Origin of the sequence: Catellatospora aurea (genome assembly GCF_042663325.1) — a bacterium.
Lineage (GTDB): Bacteria > Actinomycetota > Actinomycetes > Mycobacteriales > Micromonosporaceae > Catellatospora > Catellatospora aurea.
Genome location: NZ_JBHTAC010000040.1, coordinates 38,973 through 59,942, shown reverse-complemented (window position 1 = coordinate 59,942; position 20,970 = coordinate 38,973). Strand labels below are relative to the sequence as shown.

The window sequence follows — 20,970 nt, the reverse complement described above, 5'->3', positions numbered from 1 at the left end:
AGACCGCCATGAAGGTGTACGTGCTCAACGGGGTCAACCTCGGCCGGCTCGGCACCCGCCAGGTCGACGTGTACGGCGTCACCACGTACGCGACGCTGGTGGAGCTGTGCGAGAAGACGGGCGCGCTGCTCGGCCTGGATGTCGAGTGCCGCCAGACCGACCTGGAGGGCGAGCTGGTGGGCTGGCTGCACCAGGCCGCCGACGAGCACGCCGCGGTGGTCCTGAACCCGGGCGCGTGGAGCCACTACTCCTACGCCGTCCGCGACGCCTGCGCGATGCTCAACGGCCCCCTGATCGAGGTCCACATCTCGAACATCCACAGCCGCGAGGAGTTCCGCCACCACTCGGTCGTCTCCGCCGTCGCCACCGGCGTCATCGCGGGCCTGGGCGTCGACGGCTACCGCCTGGCCCTGGAACACCTCTTCCACCGCGTCACCGACTGACCCGACCCCCACCCACTGCGCCGACCTAGCATGAATTGCTGGTGCGACGCGGGTGAAACGGGTGCCCGCGGCCGCTGGGCAACCATCCTGCACGCGACGGCAGCGTGCCGCGCAGACTCGGGACTACGTCCCGAGCGCATTTGCTCTGCACCCATTTGCTTGCTCTGCACCCACATACGCAACGGAGTGCGCGCCTGTTGCGCCGATGGGTGCAGAGCAAGGCTTTGGGTGCAGAGCAAATGCGCTCGGATGGTATACCCGAGCCGGCGTGGACCAGGCGCGGTCACCGGGGCGACGGCTCGCGCGGGGATCGTCGTGATCTCCGGGGGTCAGCGCTGGCCGGTGGCCTCGGTGAGCAGCTGGTAGACCTGGGCGCGGCCGGTGACGCGGACCGGGTGGCCGCCTTCGCGGGGGCGGTCGGCCACGGCGGGCATGCCGAGGATGGCGGCTGCCGTGACCAGGGACTGGGCCGCGGCGGGCGAGCCGGCCCGGACGGTGAGCTGGCCGGCGTGGGCGTCGACGCCACCGGTGAGCATCGCCATCCGCCACAGGCCGAGCGCCGCCTGGCGCGACTCCGGCACGGCGGGCGACGCCGCCAGCAGCTGGGTCCGGCTGCGCCAGGCCCCGGTCAGAGCCCGCACGATCCGGTTGTACGCCCCGGCGGACACCTCGACTCGCAACCCGTCACGTTCGGTGCGGACCACGTTGGCCCAGGTGAGCGTGGACAGCAGGCTGGCCAGCCGGGCCGCCGCCGCCGGCGAGGAGGTCGACGCGATGGCGGTCGCCGCCGCGGGGCGGTGCCACCCGGACGGGCGCAGCTCCTGCCAGCCGAACGCCGCTTCCAGCAGCGGGTACGCCCCCAGTGGAGCCTGGGACAGGGCGCGGTCCAGCGGGGCCATCTCGGCCCGGGAGGTGTCCGCGGGCGCGGCCTCCGCCGGGGCGGCGAGCGGGGGGAGGTCCGTGAGCAGGGTCGCTGACATGGGACGGTCTCCTCTCAGGCAGGTCAGGTGCGGGGGATCTCGCGGTCGGTCACGACGGCGCCGTCGGCGACTCGGTAGGCCCAGACCACGATGGCGTTGTCCACGAGCTCACCCTGTGGGGTGAACTGCAGCCGCCCGGTGACACCGTCGTGGGCGTACGTGTCCACGAAGGCCTCCATGTCGCGGCGGGTGGTGCGGCCGGCCTCGAAGCCGGCCAGGAAGATCGACGCAGCGTCGTACCCCTCGGCGCTGTAGGTGCCGGCGTCCTTGCCGAACCCGGCCCGGTACCGCACCGGGAAGTCCCGGGACGCGCGCTCGGGCGGCAGGCAGGCGCAGGTGATGACGGCCCCCTCGGCGGCGCGCACCCCCGCCGCGCGGATGAAGCCGGCGTCCTTGACCCCGTCGCCGCCCACGAACGTGGCGGTCAGCCCCGCGTCGCGCATCGCCTTGAGCAGGGCGCCGCCGCTGGAGTAGTAGCCGCCGTAGAAGACGACGTCGGCCCCGGCGGAGCGGATCTGGCTGACCACCGAGGAGAAGTCGACCTGGCGGGGCGGCACCGCGGCCCGCTGGACGACCTTGCCGGACAGCGTCGCGGCGACCTCGTCGGCCAGGCCGCGGCCGTACGCCCCGGTGTCGTCGATGACGAACGCCTTGCGGGCGTGCAGCACGGTGTCGATGTAGCGGGCGGCCGCCGGGCCCTGTGCGGCGTCGTTGCCGATCACGCGGTGGAACGTCGACCAGCCGCGCTGGCTGAGGTTGGTGCGGGTCGCCGACGGGCTGACTACGGTGAGGCGGCCCTGGTCGAACAGCGGCAGGGCGGCCGCGGACTCGCCGGAGAAGGCGGGCCCCACCACGCCGAGGATCGCGGGGTCGGCCACGATCTGCTGTGCCAGCGCGGTGGCCTGCTTCGGGTCGCTCTGCGAGTCGAAGTCCTGCAGCGTCACCGGGCAGTCGGGATGCCGGCCGTTGTACTGCTCGACCGCCAGCGCGGCGCCGGAGCGGATGTTCGTGCCGAGATCCGCCGAGGCCCCGCTGAGCGGGCCGATGACGGCGATCTTCAACCCGCACGGCCGGGTCGGCGGGGCCGCGGTGCCTGCTGCCGCGTCGCAGCCGGGCGTCGCCGCCAGCGCGAGCAGCGCCAGCGTCGAGACAACCCGTGCGTACGGCCCTCGCAACAGCCGACCTCCTCGACGTAGGGTGCGCCTATCCTGCCCGGATGAGCGTGAGGATTGCATGAGTAACCCGGTGGAAACGGCGTGGCCGGCTGCCCGCAAGCGGGTGGCGGCCGTGTTTGTGCTGGTCGCGACCCTACTGGGTGCCTGCAGCAGCGGCCAGGTGACGGTCCAGCCCACCCTGGCGCCCGCCCCTGGCCGCCCCTCGGGCCTGCAACCTGCCCTCTTCGGCATCAGCTCCGACACCCTGGGCTGGATAGTGATCGACGAGCAGGGCTACGTCCTCTACCGCAGCGAACTGGACGCCAACCGCCCCTCCCGGTCGGCGTGCACCGGCTCCTGCATCCAGCAGTGGCTCCCGGTCCCCGCCGCCGACCCGATCCGCGTCGAAGGCATCGACCGCCAGCTCATCGGCACCCTCACCCGCCCCGACGGCACCCGGCAACTCACCCTCGCCGGCTGGCCGCTCTACGGCTACACCGGCGACCGCATGCCCGGCGACACCAACGGCCACGGCCTGAACGGCCACTGGTACGCCGTCACCCCCATCGGCACCCGCGCCGGCCCCACCCCCGCCTGACCAAGATCGTCGTGATCTTGGGGCCGGGGGTCAGGGGGTGGGGAGGGTGAGGGTCGCTTCGGTGCCGCCGCCTTCGGCGGGGCGGAGGGTGAGGGAGCCGTTGTGGAGGTCGGCTACCCAGCGGGCGATGGCGAGGCCCAGGCCGGTGCCGTTGGGGGAGCCGGGGCGGAAGCGCTCGCCGTTGGCGGTGGGCAGGTCGGCGCCGGGGCCGGGGCCGGCGTCGCGGATCACGACGGAGCCCGGTGCGACGGTCAGGGTGATGGTGGCGGGGGCCTCGCCGTCGCGGCCGTGCTGCACCGCGTTGTGGATCAGGTTGCGCAGGGCGATGCGGACCAGCGTGGGGTCGCCCAGCGCGACCGCGGGCCGGGTGTACGCCGTCGCGGTGTGCGGCGGCTGCACCGTGTCGGCCAGCACCTCCTCGGCGAGCTGGTCCAGCCGGAACCGCTGGCGCTCCAGGTGGCGCAGGCCGGCGACGAGCCGGGCCCGGGTCAGCAGCGCGGCGACCGCGTCGGTCAGCCGGTCGGTGGCCGCGATGACCCGGCGCAGCGCGTCCGGCTGCCCGGCGGGGGAGTCCAGCGCCGACTCCGACACCGCCCGGATCACCGTCAGCGGCGTACGCAGCTCGTGCGCCGCGTCGGCGACGAAGCGCTCCTGCTGGGTGAGCGCGTCCGCGATGGGCTGGGTGCCGCGGCGGGCCAGCAGGTAACCACCGACACAGGTCATCACCGTGAACGCGGTGCCGCCGACGATCAACGCGAGGGCCAGCCGCTGGTGAGCGGCCTGCCCCGGCCCCGGGTCGGCGACCGCGACGACGGTGCCCGCGATCGCCCCGGTTTCGGCGTGCCGGAACGGCACCGCGAGCAGGTGCACGACCTCCTGCCGCTCGTCCCGCACCGCCTCGCTCAGCTCGCCGCCCGCGGAGCGCACCTGCCGGGCGGGCCCGAGCAGCGTCGGCGGCGCGATGACTGCCAGCCGCGCCGGGTGCGCGAACACCAGGGTGACGTCGGTCCGGTCGGCCTCGTACACGTACACCGCCGTGGAGCCCTGCGCTATGGCGTTGTCGTAGAGCTTGTCCAGCAGCAGCGCACCCGAGTCGTAGTACAGCAGCGCCACCGCCGTCCCTGCGGTCCGGTGCAGGTCGGCCGCGACCGCCTCGGCCCGCTGCCGCTCATCGACGACGAGCGCCACCGCCCCCATCCCCGCCAACCCGATGATGTTCAGCGCGAGCAGCAGCGCCGTCAACCGCATCCGTAGCCCCGCCAGCCGCTCCGCCGTCTGCAGCTGCCGCGTCTCCCGCCTCATACCGCTGCCTTCATCAGCGGCCGGCCAGGTCGACGCGGTAGCCGGTGCCGCGGACGGTGGTGATGAGGGGTGGTTCGCCCAGTTTGCGGCGGAGTTGGCCTACGACGACGTCCACGACGTTCGAGGTGGGGTCGGCTTGTTCGTCCCAGCAGTGTTCGAAGAGGTCGGAACGGGTGACCACGGCGGGGCGGCGGACCAGGAGCATCTCCAGCACGGAGAACTCCTTGGGGGTGAGGGTGAGCAGGACGCCGTCGCGGCGGACCTCGCGGCGGGCGGTGTCGACCTCGACGTCGCCGGCTCTCATCACCGGGGGGAGCATGGTGCCGCGGCGGCGGCAGAGGGCGCGGACGCGGAGCACCAGTTCGGCGGCGATGAAGGGTTTGACGACGTAGTCGTCGGCGCCGGCTTCGAAGCCGGCGACGCGGTCGGTGACGTCGTCCAGGGCGGTCAGCATGAGGGCGGGCACGCCCAGGCCGGCCTCGCGGCGGCGGCGCAGCTGGCCGGCGGAGTCGCCTTCGGGCAGGATGCGGTCCAGGACCAGGCAGTCGTAGTCGTTGACGCTCATGTTCACGTCGGCCTGGCTCCAGTCGGCCGCCTGGTCGACGGCGAACCCGACCGCGCGCAGGGCCGTCACGACCACCCCGCGCACCTCAGGGTCATCCTCCACCACCAGCACCCGCACGGCGGCGAGGCTAGCAACCAGAGTGCTCGCCCGGCTAGCGCGGCCGCTGGGAGCGGGTGGCCGCGACCGGCGACGGTCACAGGGTGTCCCCGGCCACCCGCGCGCCCGGCCTGAGATCACGGGCCGGTAAAGTAGTCAGGTCTGTTCTTTGTCAAGTATCTGATCATGTACGGGAGCCTGGCTGTGGCTAGCACGAACGACCTCAAGAACGGCATGGTGCTCAACCTCGACAAGGAGCTCTGGGCCGTCGTCGAGTTCCAGCACGTGAAGCCCGGCAAGGGTCCGGCCTTCGTGCGGACGACCCTCAAGCACGTGCTCACGGGCAAGGTCGTCGACAAGACGTTCAACGCCGGCACCAAGGTCGAGACCGCGAACGTCGACAAGCGCACGATGCAGTACCTGTACGCCGACGGCGACGACTTCGTCTTCATGGACCTGGACACCTACGACCAGATCCACGTCAGCGGCGAGACCGTCGGCGACAACGTGAACTACCTGCTGCCCGAGGCTGAGGTCGTCGTGGCCACGCACGAGGGCGTGCCGCTGTACGTCGAACTGCCGACCTCGGTGATCGTCAAGGTCACCTACACCGAGCCGGGCCTGCAGGGCGACCGCTCCACCGGCGGCAACAAGCCGGCCACCATCGAGACCGGCGCGACCGTGCAGGTGCCGCTGTTCATCGTCACCGACGAGAAGATCAAGGTCGACACCCGCGACGGCCGTTACCTGGGCCGGGCCTGATGGGCTTCGTGCCCGTCGGGGGGACTGCTCGTGGCTGAGGGACCGAAGTCGCAGATGCCCGCGCGCCGCAAGGCACGCAAACGGGCACTCGACGTGCTTTACGAGGCGGATCTGCGCGACCTGCCGGTGCGCACCGTGCTGTCGGCATACCTGGAGCGGATGGAGTCGCCGCGCCCGGAACACCTGCCGTACGCGGTGTCGCTGGCCGAGGGCGTCAACGAGCACCTGGACGACATCGACGAGACGATCGCCACCTTCGCCGAGGGCTGGACGATCGAACGGATGCCGGTGGTCGACCGCAACCTCGCCCGCATCGCGGTGTACGAGCTGCTCTACGTGCCCGAGATCGACGACCCGGTGGCCATCACCGAGGCCGTCGAGCTGGCCAAGGAGCTCTCCACCGACGATTCGCCGCGCTTCCTCAACGGTCTGCTCGGCCGTATCGCGGACTACGCGCCGCGCCACTGAGCACCACACCATGCGAAAGCGGCCTTCCACCCCGCCGGGGGTGAAAGGCCGCTTTCGTCGTGCGGGAGAGTGTCAGCTCGCGAAGAACGCGCGCGGGTCGGCGACGAGCACGCCGTGGTCGGCCAGCCGCTCGATCAGCTCGGAGGGGGTGCAGTCGTAGAAGACGGCCAGCGCCTGCAGGTCGACGGCGCGGATCGAGAGCACCCGGCCGTTGTAGTCGCCACGCTGCTGCTGGATGGCGCGCGCGTAGCGGGCGACGGAGGCGAGGTCCTCCTTGGCGCCGTCGTAGAGGCGCTCCAGGTCGAGGACGATCTTGCTCGTCGCCTCCTGGCGCGGGGCGGGGCCGTCGGGCAGCAGCTCGCCCACGGGCACGCGGTAGAAGTCGGCCAGCTCGGCCAGTCGGGACACCGTGACAGCACGGTCACCACGCTCGTACGAGCCGACGACCACAGCCTTCCAACGCCCGTTCGACTTCTCCTCCACGCCCTGCAGGGACAGGCCCTGCTGCTGGCGGATGGAGCGCAGTCGCGCACCGAGGGACTTGGCGTAATCAGACGGCATTCCGACACTCCCAGCTATGTGCCGGGGCGGGTTCCCCGACGATCGCTACGCAGCGTGACGGTACGGCGCGGAAGACACGCGGTCAAGTGCTCGTTGACCACCAAGTTGAGACAACCTCATCCGACTAGCTTGATCAACTGAACTGATCCGCCAGTGTCAACGGTATGACCTGCGGATTGACTCACCCCCGCGCGTCGAGGTCGCCCGCCTCACTGCTAAGTTTACTGATCAGATGGTCGCCGGCCACGGTCGGCGATCATGACCCTGACATCCTTTAACGACCCGTCCGGTGAGGCGGGGAAGGAGGTCTGCCTTGGCGCGCCCAATGACAGACGAGTCGCACCAGCAGCAGCCGGCCGGGCCGGCTCCCACGAAGACCGTTCTCTCCGCCGCGGACGTCTCCCGCGTGCTGGACCGCATCGCGCACCAGATCCTGGAGAAGACCTCCGGGGCCTCCGACGTGGTGCTGATGGGCATCGCCACCCGCGGCGTCCCGATCGCCCGGCGCCTCGCCGAGCGCATCCACGCCTTCGAGGGCGTGCAGCTCCCGGTCGGCATCCTCGACATCACGCTCTACCGCGACGATCTGCGCAGCAGCTCCGTCCGCGCGGTCGGGCGCACCGAGGAGCCCGCGGGCGGCGTGGACGGCCGCAAGGTCATCCTGGTCGACGACGTGCTCTTCTCCGGCCGCACCATCCGCGCCGCCCTCGACGCCCTGTCCGACCTGGGCCGCCCCGCCGCCGTGCAGCTGGCCGTGCTGGTCGACCGGGGCCACCGGCAGCTGCCGATCCGGGCCGACTATGTCGGCAAGAACATCCCCACCGCCCTGTCCGAGCAGGTCAAAGTGAAGCTGGTGGAGATCGACGGGAACGACGAGGTGGTCCTGGCCACCGGCGCGAAGGGCGGCATCCGATGAAGCACCTGCTGTCGACGGCCGACCTGGACGCGGCCACGGCGACCGAGATCCTCGACATCGCCACCGAGATGGCCAGCGTCTCCGGCCGCGAGATCAAGAAGCTGCCCACCCTGCGCGGCCGCACCGTGGTGAACCTCTTCTACGAGGACTCCACCCGCACCCGGATCTCCTTCGAGGCCGCCGCCAAGCGCCTGTCCGCCGATGTGATCAACTTCTCGGCCAAGGGCTCCAGCGTGGAGAAGGGCGAGAGCCTCAAGGACACCGCCTGGACGCTGCAGGCCATGGGCGCCGACGCGGTCGTCATCCGGCACCCCGCCTCGGGCGCGCCGCACCGGCTGGCCAACTGGGTCACCGGCAGTGTGCTCAACGCCGGCGACGGCACCCACGAGCACCCGACCCAGGCGCTGCTGGACGCGTACACGATGCGCTCGCGGATGGGCCGCATCGACGGCCTGCACGTGGCGATCGTCGGTGACGTGCTGCACAGCCGGGTGGCCCGCTCCAACGTGCTGCTGCTCAACACCCTGGGTGCGAAGGTGACCCTGGTCGGGCCGCCGACGCTGGTGCCGACCGACCTCAACGCCTCGGTCCAGGTCGCCTACGACCTCGACGCGGTGCTGCCGCAGGCCGACGTGGTGATGATGCTGCGGGTGCAGCGCGAGCGTATGACCGACTCCTACTTCCCCTCAGCCCGGGAGTACTCCCGCCGCTACGGCCTCGACGGCGCCCGGCTGCGCCGGATGCCCGCGCATGCGATCGTCATGCACCCCGGTCCGATGAACCGCGGCATGGAGATCACCCCCGAGGTGGCCGACTCACCCCGCTCCACCATCGTCGAGCAGGTCACCAACGGCGTCTCCGTGCGGATGGCCTGCCTCTACCTCCTCCTCGGAGGAGCCCGATGACCGTCCGGAGGACGCCCGTGACCATCCTGATCCGCAACGCCCGCGTGCTGGGCGGCGAGCCGACCGACCTGCTGCTGCGCGACGGCGTGATCGCCGAGATCGGCCCGGACCTGGCCGCCGAGGGCGCCGAGGTCGTCGACGGCACCGGCCTGGTGGCCCTGCCCGGCCTGGTCGACCTGCACACCCACCTGCGCGAGCCGGGCCGCGAGGACGCCGAGACGGTGTACACCGGCTCGCGCGCCGCGGCGCTGGGCGGCTACACCGCCGTCTGCGCGATGGCGAACACCTCGCCGGTGGCCGACACCGCGGGCGTGGTCGAGCAGGTGTACCGGCTGGGTCAGGAGGCCGGACTGGTCGACGTGCAGCCGATCGGCGCGGTCACCGTCGGGCTGGCCGGCGAGCGGCTGGCCGAGCTCGGCGCGATGGCCGACTCCGCGGCGAAGGTGCGGGTCTTCTCCGACGACGGCTTCTGCGTGGCCGACCCGCGGCTGATGCGCCGGGCGCTGGAGTACGTCAAGGCGTTCGACGGGGTCATCGCCCAGCACGCCGAGGAGCCCCGGCTCACCCAGGGCGCGCAGATGCACGAGGGCGACGTCTCCGCCCGGCTGGGCCTGACGGGCTGGCCCGCGGTCGCCGAGGAGTCGATCATCGCGCGGGACGTGCTGCTGGCCGGGCACGTGGGCGCGCGCCTGCACGTCTGCCACGTGTCCACCGCGGGCAGCGTCGAGATCATCCGCATGGCCAAGGCCCGGGGCGTACGCGTCACCGCCGAGGTCACACCGCACCACCTGCTGCTCACCCACGAGAAGGCGGAGTCCTACGATCCCGTCTACAAGGTGAACCCGCCGCTGCGCACCGACGCCGACGTCGAGGCGCTGCGCGAGGGCCTGCGCGACGGCACGATCGACATCGTGGCCACCGACCACGCCCCGCACGCCGCGGAGGACAAGGAGTGCGAGTGGGCGTACGCCCGCCCCGGCATGCTCGGCCTGGAGACCGCGCTGCCGATCGTCCTCGACGTGCTGGGTGAGGACTGGCCCCTGATCGCCGAGCGCATGTCGTACGCCCCGGCCCGTATCGCGGGCCTGGACGGGCACGGCAACGCGATCGCCGCGGGCGCGCCCGCGAACCTGACCCTGGTCGACCCCACGGTGCGGTGGAGCGTCGACCCGACCGGGCTGGCCAGTCTCAGCCACAACACGCCGTACGCCGGGATGACCGTGCCCGGCCGGATCGTCGCCACCTTCCTGCGGGGTGTGCCGACGGTGCTCGACGGAAAGGTGCAGAAATGAGCGAGCTCAGCGAGCGAATCATGGAGCGCGGTCACAGCGCTCAGGCCGGAACTGCGCGAAGCGGAGTTGCGGCATGAGCGCAGAGGCGATTCTGGTCCTGGAGGACGGCCGCGTCTTCCGGGGCGAGTCCTACGGGGCCGTCGGCGAGACGTTCGGCGAGGCGGTCTTCACCACCGGCATGACCGGTTACCAGGAGACCCTCACCGACCCGTCGTACCACCGCCAGGTCGTGGTGCAGACCGCGCCGCACATCGGCAACACCGGCGTCAACGACGAGGACGACGAGTCCGACCGGATCTGGGTCGCCGGTTACGTGGTCCGCGACCCGGCCCGGACGCCGTCGAACTGGCGCTCGACCGAGGACCTCGGCACCCGGCTGGAGCGCTCCGGCGTGGTCGGCATCAGCGGTGTCGACACCCGGGCGCTGACCCGGCACCTGCGCGAGCGCGGCGCGATGCGCGTCGGCGTGTCCAGCGTCGAGCGCGATCCGCAGGCGCTGCTGGCCCGAGTGCTGGAGCAGCCGCAGATGACCGGGGCGGACCTGTCCGCCGAGGTCACCACGCCGGAGGCGTACACCGTCGACGCGATCGGCGAGCACCGCTTCACCGTCGCCGCGCTCGACCTCGGCATCAAGCGCAACGTGCCGCGGCGGCTGGCCGCCCGCGGCGTGACCACGCACGTGCTGCCCGCCACCTCCACGCTCGGCGACCTGCTGTCGGTCGGCGCGGACGCGGTGTTCTTCTCGCCCGGCCCCGGCGACCCGGCCACCGCCGACCACGCGGTGATGCTGGCGCAGGAGGTCATGAAGCGCAGCCTGCCGCTGTTCGGCATCTGCTTCGGCAGCCAGATCCTGGGCCGCGCGCTCGGCTTCGGCACGTACAAGCTGGGTTATGGACACCGCGGCATCAACCAGCCGGTGATGGACCGCAGCACCGGCAAGGTCGAGGTCACCTCGCACAACCACGGCTTCGCGGTCGACGCGCCGCTCGACGGCGTGGCCGACACCGGCTTCGGCCGGGTCGAGGTGTCCCACGTGTGCCTGAACGACAACGTGGTGGAGGGCCTGCGCGCGCTGGACGTGCCCGCCTTCACCGTGCAGTACCACCCGGAGGCGGCAGCGGGGCCGCACGACGCCGACTACCTGTTCGACCGGTTCGTGGAGCTCGTGGAACGCCCCGGCCAGGTCCGTAAGCAGCTCATCAACGGAGGCAAGTGAGATGCCGAAGCGGACTGATCTCAAGCACGTCATGGTCATCGGCTCCGGGCCGATCGTCATCGGCCAGGCCTGCGAGTTCGACTACTCGGGCACCCAGGCGTGCCAGGTGCTGCGCAGCGAGGGCCTGCGCGTCAGCCTGGTCAACTCGAACCCGGCGACCATCATGACCGACCCCGAGTTCGCCGACGCCACCTACATCGAGCCGATCACGCCCGAGTTCGTGGAGAAGGTCATCGCGGCCGAGCGCCCCGACGCGCTGCTGCCGACCCTGGGCGGCCAGACCGCGCTGAACACCGCGGTCGCCCTGCACGAGTCCGGGGTGCTGGAGAAGTACGGCGTCGAGCTGATCGGCGCCGACATCGAGGCGATCCGGCGCGGCGAGGACCGGCAGCTGTTCAAGGACATCGTCGCCAAGGCCGGCGCGCGGCTCGGGCTGACCGGTGACCTGGTGCCGCGCAGCCGGGTCTGCCACTCCATGGCCGAGGTCCGCGACACCGTCGCCGAGCTGGGCCTGCCGGTCGTCATCCGGCCGTCGTTCACCATGGGCGGCCTCGGCTCCGGCATGGCGCACACCCCGGAGCAGCTCGACCTGATCGCGGGCAGCGGCCTGGCCGCCTCCCCGGTCACCGAGGTGCTCATCGAGGAGAGCGTGCTCGGCTGGAAGGAGTACGAGCTGGAGCTGATGCGCGACAAGCACGACAACGTCGTGGTCATCTGCTCGATCGAGAACATCGACCCGATGGGCGTGCACACCGGCGACTCGGTCACCGTCGCCCCGGCGATGACCCTGACCGACCGCGAGTACCAGGACATGCGCGACCTCGGCATCGCCGTGCTGCGCGAGGTCGGCGTCGACACCGGCGGCTGCAACATCCAGTTCGCGATCAACCCGGAGAACGGGCGCATCGTCGTCATCGAGATGAACCCGCGGGTGTCGCGCTCCTCGGCGCTGGCGTCCAAGGCGACCGGCTTCCCGATCGCGAAGATCGCGGCGAAGCTGGCCATCGGGTACACCCTCGACGAGATCCCGAACGACATCACGCTCAAGACCCCGGCCGCGTTCGAGCCGACCCTCGACTACGTGGTGGTGAAGATCCCGCGCTTCGCGTTCGAGAAGTTCCCCGGGGCCGACCCGGAGCTGACCACCACGATGAAGTCGGTCGGCGAGGCGATGAGCCTGGGCCGCAACTTCCCCGAGGCGCTGAACAAGGCGATGCGCTCGATGGAGACCAAGGCCGGCGGCTTCTGGACCGCGCCGGACCGCTTCGGCTCCGTCGAGGAGGCGCTGGACGCGCTGCGCACCCCGCACGACGGCCGCCTGTACGCCGTCGAGGAGGCGCTGCGCCACGGCGCGACCGTCGCCCAGGTCACTGAAGCCTCGGGCGGCATCGACCCGTGGTTCGTGGACCAGATCCTCGGCCTGGTCGAGCTGCGCACCGAGATCCTCGACGCGCCCGTGGTCGACCTGGCGCTGCTGCGCAAGGCCAAGCGGGCCGGCCTGTCCGACCGCCAGCTCGCCGCGCTGCGCCCGGAGTTCGCCGGTGAGGACGGGGTGCGCACGCTGCGCCACCGCCTCGGCGTACGGCCGGTCTACAAGACCGTGGACACCTGCGCCGCCGAGTTCGCCGCCGCCACGCCGTACCACTACTCGTCCTACGACGAGGAGACCGAGGTCGCCCCGAGCGCCCGGCCCAAGGTGCTGATCCTGGGCAGCGGCCCGAACCGCATCGGCCAGGGCATCGAGTTCGACTACTCGTGCGTGCACGCGGTGATGGCGCTCAAAGGCCGCTACGAGACCGTCATGGTCAACTGCAACCCGGAGACGGTCTCCACCGACTACGACACCGCCGACCGCCTCTACTTCGAGCCGCTGACCTTCGAGGACGTGCTCGAAGTGGTGCACGCCGAGCACAGCTCCGGCGTGGCCGCGGGCGGCCCCGGTGTCATCGGCGTCATCGTGCAGCTCGGCGGGCAGACGCCGCTGGGTCTGGCGCAGCGGCTCAAGGACGCCGAGGTGCCGATCGTGGGCACCAGCCCCGAGTCGATCCACCTCGCCGAGGAGCGGGGCGCGTTCGGCCGGGTGCTGGCCGAGGCGGGGCTGCGCGCCCCGGCGCACGGCACCGCGACCAGCTTCGCCGACGCGAAGAAGATCGCCGACGAGGTCGGCTACCCGGTGCTGGTCCGGCCGTCGTACGTGCTCGGCGGGCGCGGCATGGAGATCGTCTACGACGATGCCACGCTGCGTGACTACATCGGCCGCGCCACCGACATCTCGCCGGAGCACCCGGTGCTGGTGGACCGGTTCCTCGACGACGCCATCGAGATCGACGTCGACGCGCTCTGCGACGCCGACGGCAACGTCTACATCGGCGGCGTGATGGAGCACATCGAGGAGGCCGGCATCCACTCCGGCGACTCGGCGTGCGCCCTGCCGCCGATCACCCTGGGCGGCCGCCACCTGGACGTGGTGCGCGAGTACACCGAGGCGATCGCCCGCGGCGTCGGCGTCAAGGGCCTGCTCAACGTGCAGTACGCCCTCAAGGACGACATGCTCTACGTGCTGGAGGCCAACCCGCGCGCCTCGCGTACCGTGCCGTTCGTCTCCAAGGCGACCGCGGTGCCGCTGGCCAAGGCGGCCGCCCGGATCATGCTCGGCGCGACGATCGCCGAGCTGCGGGCGGAGGGCATGCTGCTCGCCGAGGGAGACGGCGGCCTGCTGCCGGAGAACTCCCCGGTCGCCGTCAAGGAGGCGGTGCTGCCGTTCAAGCGCTTCCGCACCCCCGCCGGCAAGGGCGTCGACACCCTGCTGTCGCCGGAGATGAAGTCCACCGGCGAGGTCATGGGCATCGACATGGCGTTCGGCCACTCGTTCGCCAAGTCCCAGGCCGCGGCGTACGGCACCCTGCCGACCAGCGGCAAGATCTTCGTCTCGGTCGCCAACCGGGACAAGCGCGGCATGATCTTCCCGGTCAAGCGCCTGGCCGACCTGGGCTTCGAGATCGTCGCCACCGTCGGCACCGGCGAGGTGCTGCGCCGCCACGGCATCGTCTGCGAGGTCGTCGGCAAGCACAGCGACGACGCCGACCGCGACGCGGTCAGCCTCATCGCCTCCGGCGAGGTCAAGATGGTCATCAACACCCCGCAGGGTTCGGGTGCCAAGGCCCGCTCCGACGGCTACGAGATCCGCTCCGCCGCCGTGGCCGCCGACATCCCCTGCTGCACCACGGTCCCCGGCGCGGCGGCAGCGGTGATGGGCATCGAAGCCCTGATCCGCGGCGACATGACGGTCCGCCCTCTGCAACACCTGCATGCCGTCATCCGCCCGGAGCTGTCCGCGTGACCCTGTTCGAGAAGGCGGTCCGCCCCCGGTTGTTCCGGATCGGGGGCGGGGACGCCGAACACGCGCATGAGTGGACGCTGCGGAGGCTGGCCGGGATCTCCCGGCAGCCGGCGGTGCTGAGCCTGCTCCGGCGGCGTTATGCGGTGGAGCGGCCGGTGGACGTGTTCGGGGTGCGGTTTCCGAACGCGGTCGGGCTGGCGGCGGGGATGGACAAGAACGGGGTCGCGCTGAAGGCATGGCCCGCGCTCGGGTTCGGGTTCGTCGAGGTCGGCACCGTGACCTCGCTGGGTCAGCCGGGCAACGACCGGCCGCGGCTGTTCCGGTTGCCGGACAGCAGGGCGATCATCAACCGGATGGGGTTCAACAACGAGGGCGCCGCCGCGCTCGCGGGGCGGCTGGCCGCGCTGGGGCCGCTGGGTGTGCCGTTGGGGATCTCGCTGGGCAAGTCCAAGGTGACTCCGCTGGAGGAGGCCGTCGCGGACTACCGGGCATCGTATGACGCGCTGAAGTCCTATGGCGACTACTTCGCCGTCAACGTCTCCTCGCCGAACACGCCCGGTCTGCGCAGTCTCCAGGACCGCGACCAGCTCGACGCGATCCTGGCGGCGTTGACGGGGGAGCGGCCGATCCTGGTGAAGATCGCTCCTGATCTGACCGACCACGCCATCGCCGAGCTGCTCGAAGTGTGCCTGGCGCGGGGTGTGGCCGGTCTGATCGCGACGAACACCACGCTCAGCCGGGACGGGGTCGCCCCGGCCGACCAGGCCACGGCGGCGCAGGCGGGCGGGCTGTCCGGCGCTCCGCTGACCGAGCGGGCGCACAAGGTCGTGTCGTTCGTGCACGGTGAGACGAACGGCCGCCTGCCGATCATCGGCGTGGGCGGCCTGATGAGCGCCGACGACGCGGCCCGCATGTTCGACGCGGGCGCGAGCCTGGTGCAGCTCTACACCGGATTCATCTACCACGGCCCGGCGCTCGTACGCGCCGCCGCGCGACGGGCCCCGGAGGCCACCCGGTGACCGACGAGGTTGAGAAGGGCACCTTCCACAACGCGGAGCGTGGTGAAGGTGCCCTTCCTTTCACCCAGGACGAGCTGCTGGAGCTGGACCGGGCGCACGTGTGGCACCCGTACGGCCCCATGCCGGGCCGGCAGACGCCGTTCGTCGTGGCAGGCGCGCAGGGCACGAGGCTGACGCTGGCCGACGGGCGTGAGCTGATCGACGGCATGTCGAGCTGGTGGGCCGCGATCCACGGCTACCGGCACCCGGTGCTCGACGCCGCGGTCACCGACCAGCTCGGGCGGATGAGTCACGTCATGTTCGGCGGGCTCACCCACGAACCGGCGGTGCGGCTGGCCAGGAAGCTCGTCGACATCACCCCGTCGGGGTTGGAGCACGTGTTCCTGGCCGATTCGGGCTCGGTCAGCGTCGAGGTCGCGATCAAGATGTGCCTGCAGTACCAGGTGTCGCGGGGCCGCCCGGCCAAGCGGCGGCTGGCGACGTGGCGCGGCGGCTATCACGGTGACACGTGGCAGCCGATGAGCGTGTGCGATCCCGAGGGCGGCATGCACTCCCTCTGGGGCGGCGCGCTGCCCCGCCAGGTGTTCGTGGACGCGCCTCCGGCGCGGTACGACGAGTCCTATGTGACCGTGCTCAAGCAGGCGCTCGCCGCGCACGCGCACGAGCTGGCCGCGGTCATCGTCGAGCCGGTGGTGCAGGGTGCGGGCGGCATGCGCTTCCACGACCCGCGCTACCTGCGCGCACTGCGGGACCTGTGCGACGAGTTCGACGTGCTGCTGGTGTTCGACGAGATCGCCACCGGCTTCGGGCGCACCGGCGAGCTGTTCGCCGCCGACCACGCCGGGGTGACCCCCGATGTGATGTGCGTCGGCAAGGCGCTGACCGGCGGATATCTGACACTGGCCGCGGCGCTGTGCACCGCCGAGGTGGCCCGGGGCATCTCCGAGGGCGCGGTGCCGGTGCTCGCGCACGGGCCCACGTTCATGGGAAACCCGCTGGCCTGCGCGGTCGCCCACGCCAGCATCGAGCTGCTGCTGTCGGGTGACTGGCGGTCCGAGGTGCGCCGGATCGAGACGGGGCTGCGGGCCGGCCTGGCGCCGGTGCGCGAGCTGCCCGGTGTGGCCGACGTGCGGGTGCTGGGCGCGATCGGCGTGGTGCAGCTCGACCACGACGTGGACATGGCGGCCGCCACGGCCGCCGCGGTGGAGCAGGGCGTGTGGCTGCGCCCGTTCCGCGACCTGATCTACACGATGCCGCCGTTCGTCAGCTCCGATGAGGATGTGTCGGCGATCACCCAAGCGATGTACGCGGCCGCGGCGGCCTGTTCGTCATGACCGCCGCCCGCGCGGTCGCCGGGCGCGACCGTGCGGGTGCGACGGTCACATCCGAGAGTGAGTGAGGAGATTTCATGGAGCCGTTCGGTGCGCGCCTGGCGCGGGCGATGGATGAGCGCGGCCCGCTGTGCGTCGGGATCGACCCGCACAGCTCGCTGCTGAAGGCGTGGGGCCTGCCCGACGACGCCGACGGGGTGGCCGCGTTCTGCCGGATCACGGTCGACGCGCTGGCCGGTCGGGTCGCCGTCGTCAAGCCGCAGTCGGCCTTTTTCGAGCGATTCGGGTCCCGCGGAGTGGAGATTCTTGAGTCAACTATCCGACAGTTTAGGCAGGCCGGAACCCTTGTGCTCCTCGATGTGAAGCGGGGCGACATCGGCTCGACGGCCGCCGCATACGCCGACGCATATCTGAACCCATCGAAGCCCATGTATGTAGACGCGATCACCGCGAGCCCGTTTCTGGGTCTGCGATCGCTCGCGCCGATGTTCGACATGGCGGCTGAGCACGGCGGGGGCGTCTTCGTTCTGGCTCTCACGTCCAACCCGGAGGGTCCGGCCGTGCAGCACGCTCGGGGTATCGACGGCCGTACCGTCGCGCAGACGATCATCGACGAGATTTCCCAGCTCAACAAGGGTGTGGAGCCGCTCGGCAGCCTCGGACTCGTGGTCGGAGCGACCATCGGCGAAACCGGTCACGACCTCTCCCAGGTGAACGGCCCGTTCCTCGTTCCGGGCCTCGGTGCGCAGGGCGGAACGGCCGACGATCTTCGCCGGATCTTCGCCGGGAACCTCGGCGCCGTGCTGCCGTCGTCGTCGCGCGAAGTGCTCGGCGCGGGCCCCGACGTGCCCGCGCTGCGGGACGCGGCATCTCGGACTCTCGATGCCTGCCGGGACGCATTGGGACGTCCGGGCCGGTCGTGACCTTTCCGTGATCATGCGCGGTGACGTTGCCGAAAACGCCGTCGACCGCTAGGTTTCCCCGCGCTGGGCTGATCTGCTCGCGTGGCCCACCAGTCACGCGGGTTTTCACCAGCAACGGGTGCCGAAGGTCAACCACCGAGTGTGGTTGGGCCCGACGCACCACACGCCGGCGATCCCGTCGGCGTGACCAAGAGGACCTGAGGAGAACTGGTGCCGCTCCCGTCACTGACCCCAGAGCAGCGCGCTGCCGCGCTGGAGAAGGCCGCGGAGGTCCGCAAGGCTCGGGCTGAGCTCAAGGAGCAGCTCAAGCAGGGCAAGACCACCCTGGCCGCCGTGCTTGACCGCGCCGAGGGCGACGATGTCGTCGGCAAGCTCAAGGTTTCGGCCGTGCTGCAGGCGCTCCCCGGCATCGGCAAGATCCGGGCCACGCAGATCATGGAGAAGCTGAAGATCGCCGACTCCAGCCGCCTGCGCGGGCTGGGCGACCAGCAGCGTAAGGCGCTGCTGGCCGAGTTCGCGGCCTGAGCCGACGAACCTCGTCAGCGGAAAGACCCCGGAACAACGCGTGTCCCGGCGCGCCGCCGCTCCTAGCGGCGCGCCACGGTGTCGCCGCGTTCCGCGCCGCGGGCGGACGCCCCGTCCGCGGTGAACGGGCAGCGGTGTGCCGAGGCTCCACCGCCTGCCCGCCGCAACGACCTGCCACTTCGGTGTGAGTGACACTCACACCATCGGGTGAGCGGGGCGTTGCGCAGATCGTCGCCCGGCGGCGCTGTCGAAACGGCAGCGCCGCTGGTTCGTTTATGCGGGCAGGAAGGCCCCATCCGGGCCGGAACCCCCTGTTAAGACTTGGTGACGTACTGCTCAAACAGGGGCCCGGCTCCCACCTCCGCTCCGCGATTGGGTAGAACTTGAGAATGGAAGACGACGTACCGCTCGCCGCCAGAGCGGCCGCGCCCGCCCGCCTTACCGTGCTCTCCGGTCCCTCCGGTGTCGGCAAGGATGCCGTCATCGAGGTCATCCGCAAGCGTTCGCCCTGGGTATGGCTGTCCGTCTCGGTCACCACCCGCAAGAAGCGTGACTACGAGATCGACGGCAAGCACTACACGTTCGTCAACCGCACCGAGTTCGAGCGCCTGGCCGACACCGGCATGCTGCTGGAGTGGGCCGAGTTCGCCGGCAACCTCTACGGCACGCCACGCGCGGCGGTCGAGGGCCGGATCGCCGCCGGCATCCCCGCCCTGCTGAAGATCGACCTGCAGGGCGCCCGCCAGGTCCGGGAGACCTGGCCGGACGCCCAGCTCGTCTTCCTCGCCCCGCCCAGCCGGGAGGAGCTGCGCCGCCGGCTCATCGGCCGGGGCACCGAGAGCCCGGAGACCATCCGCCGCCGCCTGGCCCACGCCGACGAGGAACTGGCCGCGGAGTCCGAGTTCGACGTGACTGTCGTGAACGACTACCTCGAGCGCGCCGCGGACGAGTTGGTAGGATTGCTCGGTTCGCCGGCGCTCGCTGCCGCACGTCCGCGCGTTTAGCGCCCGGCACACTCTCTGAGACAAGGACTGGAACGTGGCTGGAACCGTCGCCCAACCCGAAGGCATCACCAACCCGCCCATCGACGAGCTGCTCGACAAGACCTCGTCGAAGTACTCGCTGGTGATCTTCGCGGCCAAGCGTGCCCGGCAGATCAACGCCTACTACAGCCAGCTCGGCGAGGGCCTGCTGGAGTACGTCGGCCCGCTGGTGGAGACCACTCCGCAGGAGAAGGCGCTGTCCATCTCCATGCGCGAGATCAACGCCGGGCTGCTCACCGCCGAACCGACCAACGAGGCCTGAGCCTCCCGACATGGCTCGCGTCGTCCTGGGTGTAGGCGGCGGCATCGCCGCCTACAAGGCCTGCGAGCTGCTGCGCCTGCTCACCGAGTCCGGCCACTCGGTGCGCGTCGTGCCCACCGCCGCAGCGCTGCGTTTCGTCGGCGCGCCGACCTGGGAGGCGCTGTCCGGCCAGCCGGCCGCCACCGAGGTCTGGTCGGACGTGCCGCAGGTGCCGCACGTCAAGCTCGGGCAGAGCGCCGACCTGGTGCTCGTCGTGCCCGCGACGGCCGACCTGCTGGCCAAGGCCGCCCACGGCATGGCCGACGACCTGCTCACCAACACGCTGCTCACCGCGCGCTGCCCGGTGGTGTTCGCTCCGGCCATGCACACCGAGATGTGGGAGCACCCGGCCACCGCCGACAACGTGGCCACCCTGCGCCGCCGCGGCGCGCTGGTCATCGAGCCCGCCGTCGGCCGGCTCACCGGCAAGGACACCGGCAAGGGCCGGCTGCCCGACCCGGAGCAGATCTTCGAGGTGGCGCTGCGGGTGCTGGCCCGCGGCGTCGAGCCGCGCGCCGACCTGGCCGGCCGCCACGTCGTGGTCACCGCCGGCGGGACCCGTGAGCCGCTGGACCCGGTGCGTTTCCTGGGCAACAGATCTTCCGGCAAGCAGGGGTACGCCTTCGCGCGCACCGCGATCGCCCGGGGCGCCCGGGTGACGCTCGTCGCCGCCAACGTGTCGCTGCCCACGCCCGCCGGAGCGGACCTGGTCCGCGTCGGCACCACCGCCGAGCTGCGCGACGCGGTGATCGGCGCGGCGAAGGAGGCCGACGCCGTGATCATGGCTGCCGCCCCGGCCGACTTCCGCCCGGCGGCGTACGCCGGCCAGAAGATCAAGAAGACCGACGACGGCGCGGCCCCGGTCATCGAGCTGGCTCTGAACCCGGACATCGCGGCCGAACTGGGTGCGAACAAGCGCCCTGGCCAGGTGCTGGTGGCCTTCGCCGCCGAGACCCACGACGCGCTGGAGCACGCCCGCGGCAAGCTGGTGCGCAAGCGCGCCGACCTGATCGTGGTCAACGAGGTCGGCCAGGGCTTGGTCTTCGGGGCCGACCACAACGAGGCGGTCGTGCTCGGCGCGGACGGCTCGCGCCGCGATCTGCCGTCGCGGAGCAAGGACGATCTCGCCGACGCGGTCTGGGATCAGGTCGTCGCCCTGCTGTGACCACCGTCCCGTCCTGCGGACTCTCGGCAGGGCTTGCGCCGTTGCGGCGTTGTAGGGAACTAGAC

At 71.4% G+C, this 20,970-nt stretch carries 21 protein-coding genes; 16 read left to right on the top strand and 5 right to left on the bottom strand.

The window, feature by feature from the left end; all coding sequences use genetic code 11:
- Window positions 1–8: 8 nt before the first annotated feature.
- Window positions 9–443, top strand: coding sequence for a type II 3-dehydroquinate dehydratase (aroQ, locus tag ACFQO7_RS28935; protein ID WP_360538572.1), 435 nt, complete (start codon window positions 9–11; stop codon window positions 441–443).
- Window positions 444–772: 329 nt separating this feature from the next.
- Here aroQ and ACFQO7_RS28930 read toward each other — a convergent pair whose 3' ends face one another.
- Both ACFQO7_RS28930 and ACFQO7_RS28925 read right to left on the bottom strand, forming a co-directional pair.
- On the bottom strand, window positions 773–1,423 hold the full coding sequence (locus tag ACFQO7_RS28930) for a hypothetical protein (protein ID WP_360538573.1): 651 nt from the start codon (window positions 1,421–1,423) through the stop codon (window positions 773–775).
- 23 nt (window positions 1,424–1,446) lie between these two features.
- Window positions 1,447–2,598 carry a branched-chain amino acid ABC transporter substrate-binding protein gene (locus ACFQO7_RS28925; RefSeq protein ID WP_376809322.1) on the bottom strand — a complete coding sequence of 384 codons (1,152 nt, stop codon included), beginning with the start codon at window positions 2,596–2,598 and terminating at the stop codon, window positions 1,447–1,449.
- Between the two features lie 58 nt (window positions 2,599–2,656).
- Between ACFQO7_RS28925 and ACFQO7_RS28920 the strand changes: the two genes are divergently transcribed.
- Window positions 2,657–3,175, top strand: coding sequence for a hypothetical protein (locus ACFQO7_RS28920; protein ID WP_376809321.1), 519 nt, complete (start codon window positions 2,657–2,659; stop codon window positions 3,173–3,175).
- A gap of 30 nt (window positions 3,176–3,205) precedes the next feature.
- Here ACFQO7_RS28920 and ACFQO7_RS28915 read toward each other — a convergent pair whose 3' ends face one another.
- Window positions 3,206–4,477 carry a sensor histidine kinase gene (locus ACFQO7_RS28915; RefSeq protein WP_376809320.1) on the bottom strand — a complete coding sequence of 424 codons (1,272 nt, stop codon included), beginning with the start codon at window positions 4,475–4,477 and terminating at the stop codon, window positions 3,206–3,208.
- Window positions 4,478–4,490: 13 nt separating this feature from the next.
- The gene (locus ACFQO7_RS28910) at window positions 4,491–5,159 is read right to left on the bottom strand and encodes a response regulator transcription factor (protein WP_376809319.1); all 669 of its coding nucleotides are present in this window, start codon (window positions 5,157–5,159) and stop codon (window positions 4,491–4,493) included.
- 183 nt (window positions 5,160–5,342) lie between these two features.
- On the opposite strand from ACFQO7_RS28910, the gene efp reads away from it, so the two are divergent.
- Both efp and nusB read left to right on the top strand, forming a co-directional pair.
- Window positions 5,343–5,900 carry an elongation factor P gene (gene efp / locus ACFQO7_RS28905; RefSeq protein WP_360538589.1) on the top strand — a complete coding sequence of 186 codons (558 nt, stop codon included), beginning with the start codon at window positions 5,343–5,345 and terminating at the stop codon, window positions 5,898–5,900.
- Window positions 5,901–5,954: 54 nt separating this feature from the next.
- The gene (gene nusB / locus ACFQO7_RS28900) at window positions 5,955–6,368 is read left to right on the top strand and encodes a transcription antitermination factor NusB (protein ID WP_376809337.1); all 414 of its coding nucleotides are present in this window, start codon (window positions 5,955–5,957) and stop codon (window positions 6,366–6,368) included.
- Window positions 6,369–6,440: 72 nt separating this feature from the next.
- On the opposite strand, the gene bldD is transcribed toward nusB, so the two are convergent.
- Window positions 6,441–6,929 (bottom strand): transcriptional regulator BldD, encoded by a 489-nt coding sequence (bldD, locus tag ACFQO7_RS28895; RefSeq protein WP_203689965.1) that lies wholly within the window; start codon window positions 6,927–6,929, stop codon window positions 6,441–6,443.
- Between the two features lie 325 nt (window positions 6,930–7,254).
- On the opposite strand from bldD, the gene pyrR reads away from it, so the two are divergent.
- The 12 genes from pyrR (at window position 7,255) to coaBC (ending at window position 20,905) form a co-directional block, all read left to right on the top strand.
- Entirely contained in the window at window positions 7,255–7,845 is a 591-nt protein-coding gene (gene pyrR / locus ACFQO7_RS28890; RefSeq protein WP_360538594.1) for a bifunctional pyr operon transcriptional regulator/uracil phosphoribosyltransferase PyrR, read from the top strand.
- Window positions 7,842–8,750 (top strand): aspartate carbamoyltransferase catalytic subunit, encoded by a 909-nt coding sequence (locus ACFQO7_RS28885; RefSeq protein ID WP_361053118.1) that lies wholly within the window; start codon window positions 7,842–7,844, stop codon window positions 8,748–8,750. The genes pyrR and ACFQO7_RS28885 overlap by 4 nt, the downstream gene beginning before the upstream one ends.
- Window positions 8,747–10,042, top strand: coding sequence for a dihydroorotase (locus ACFQO7_RS28880; RefSeq protein ID WP_376809318.1), 1,296 nt, complete (start codon window positions 8,747–8,749; stop codon window positions 10,040–10,042). The genes ACFQO7_RS28885 and ACFQO7_RS28880 overlap by 4 nt, the downstream gene beginning before the upstream one ends.
- A gap of 73 nt (window positions 10,043–10,115) precedes the next feature.
- Complete coding sequence (gene carA, locus ACFQO7_RS28875) at window positions 10,116–11,258, top strand: glutamine-hydrolyzing carbamoyl-phosphate synthase small subunit (RefSeq protein WP_376809317.1); 1,143 nt, start codon at window positions 10,116–10,118, stop codon at window positions 11,256–11,258.
- 1 nt (window position 11,259) lies between these two features.
- Entirely contained in the window at window positions 11,260–14,598 is a 3,339-nt protein-coding gene (gene carB / locus ACFQO7_RS28870) for a carbamoyl-phosphate synthase large subunit (RefSeq protein WP_376809316.1), read from the top strand.
- Window positions 14,595–15,617 carry a quinone-dependent dihydroorotate dehydrogenase gene (locus ACFQO7_RS28865; protein ID WP_376809315.1) on the top strand — a complete coding sequence of 341 codons (1,023 nt, stop codon included), beginning with the start codon at window positions 14,595–14,597 and terminating at the stop codon, window positions 15,615–15,617. Before carB ends, ACFQO7_RS28865 begins: the two co-directional genes overlap by 4 nt.
- Before the next feature lie 74 nt (window positions 15,618–15,691).
- Entirely contained in the window at window positions 15,692–16,951 is a 1,260-nt protein-coding gene (locus ACFQO7_RS28860) for an adenosylmethionine--8-amino-7-oxononanoate transaminase (RefSeq protein WP_376809336.1), read from the top strand.
- Between the two features lie 74 nt (window positions 16,952–17,025).
- Entirely contained in the window at window positions 17,026–17,871 is an 846-nt protein-coding gene (pyrF, locus tag ACFQO7_RS28855; RefSeq protein ID WP_376809314.1) for an orotidine-5'-phosphate decarboxylase, read from the top strand.
- Between the two features lie 210 nt (window positions 17,872–18,081).
- Window positions 18,082–18,396 carry an integration host factor, actinobacterial type gene (gene mihF, locus ACFQO7_RS28850; RefSeq protein WP_376809313.1) on the top strand — a complete coding sequence of 105 codons (315 nt, stop codon included), beginning with the start codon at window positions 18,082–18,084 and terminating at the stop codon, window positions 18,394–18,396.
- A 389-nt stretch (window positions 18,397–18,785) separates the two neighbouring features.
- Window positions 18,786–19,400 (top strand): guanylate kinase, encoded by a 615-nt coding sequence (gmk, locus tag ACFQO7_RS28845; protein WP_203689988.1) that lies wholly within the window; start codon window positions 18,786–18,788, stop codon window positions 19,398–19,400.
- 34 nt (window positions 19,401–19,434) lie between these two features.
- Complete coding sequence (gene rpoZ / locus ACFQO7_RS28840) at window positions 19,435–19,701, top strand: DNA-directed RNA polymerase subunit omega (RefSeq protein ID WP_203689990.1); 267 nt, start codon at window positions 19,435–19,437, stop codon at window positions 19,699–19,701.
- A 10-nt stretch (window positions 19,702–19,711) separates the two neighbouring features.
- Window positions 19,712–20,905 carry a bifunctional phosphopantothenoylcysteine decarboxylase/phosphopantothenate--cysteine ligase CoaBC gene (coaBC, locus tag ACFQO7_RS28835; protein ID WP_376809312.1) on the top strand — a complete coding sequence of 398 codons (1,194 nt, stop codon included), beginning with the start codon at window positions 19,712–19,714 and terminating at the stop codon, window positions 20,903–20,905.
- The last annotated feature ends 65 nt before the right edge of the window (window positions 20,906–20,970 follow it).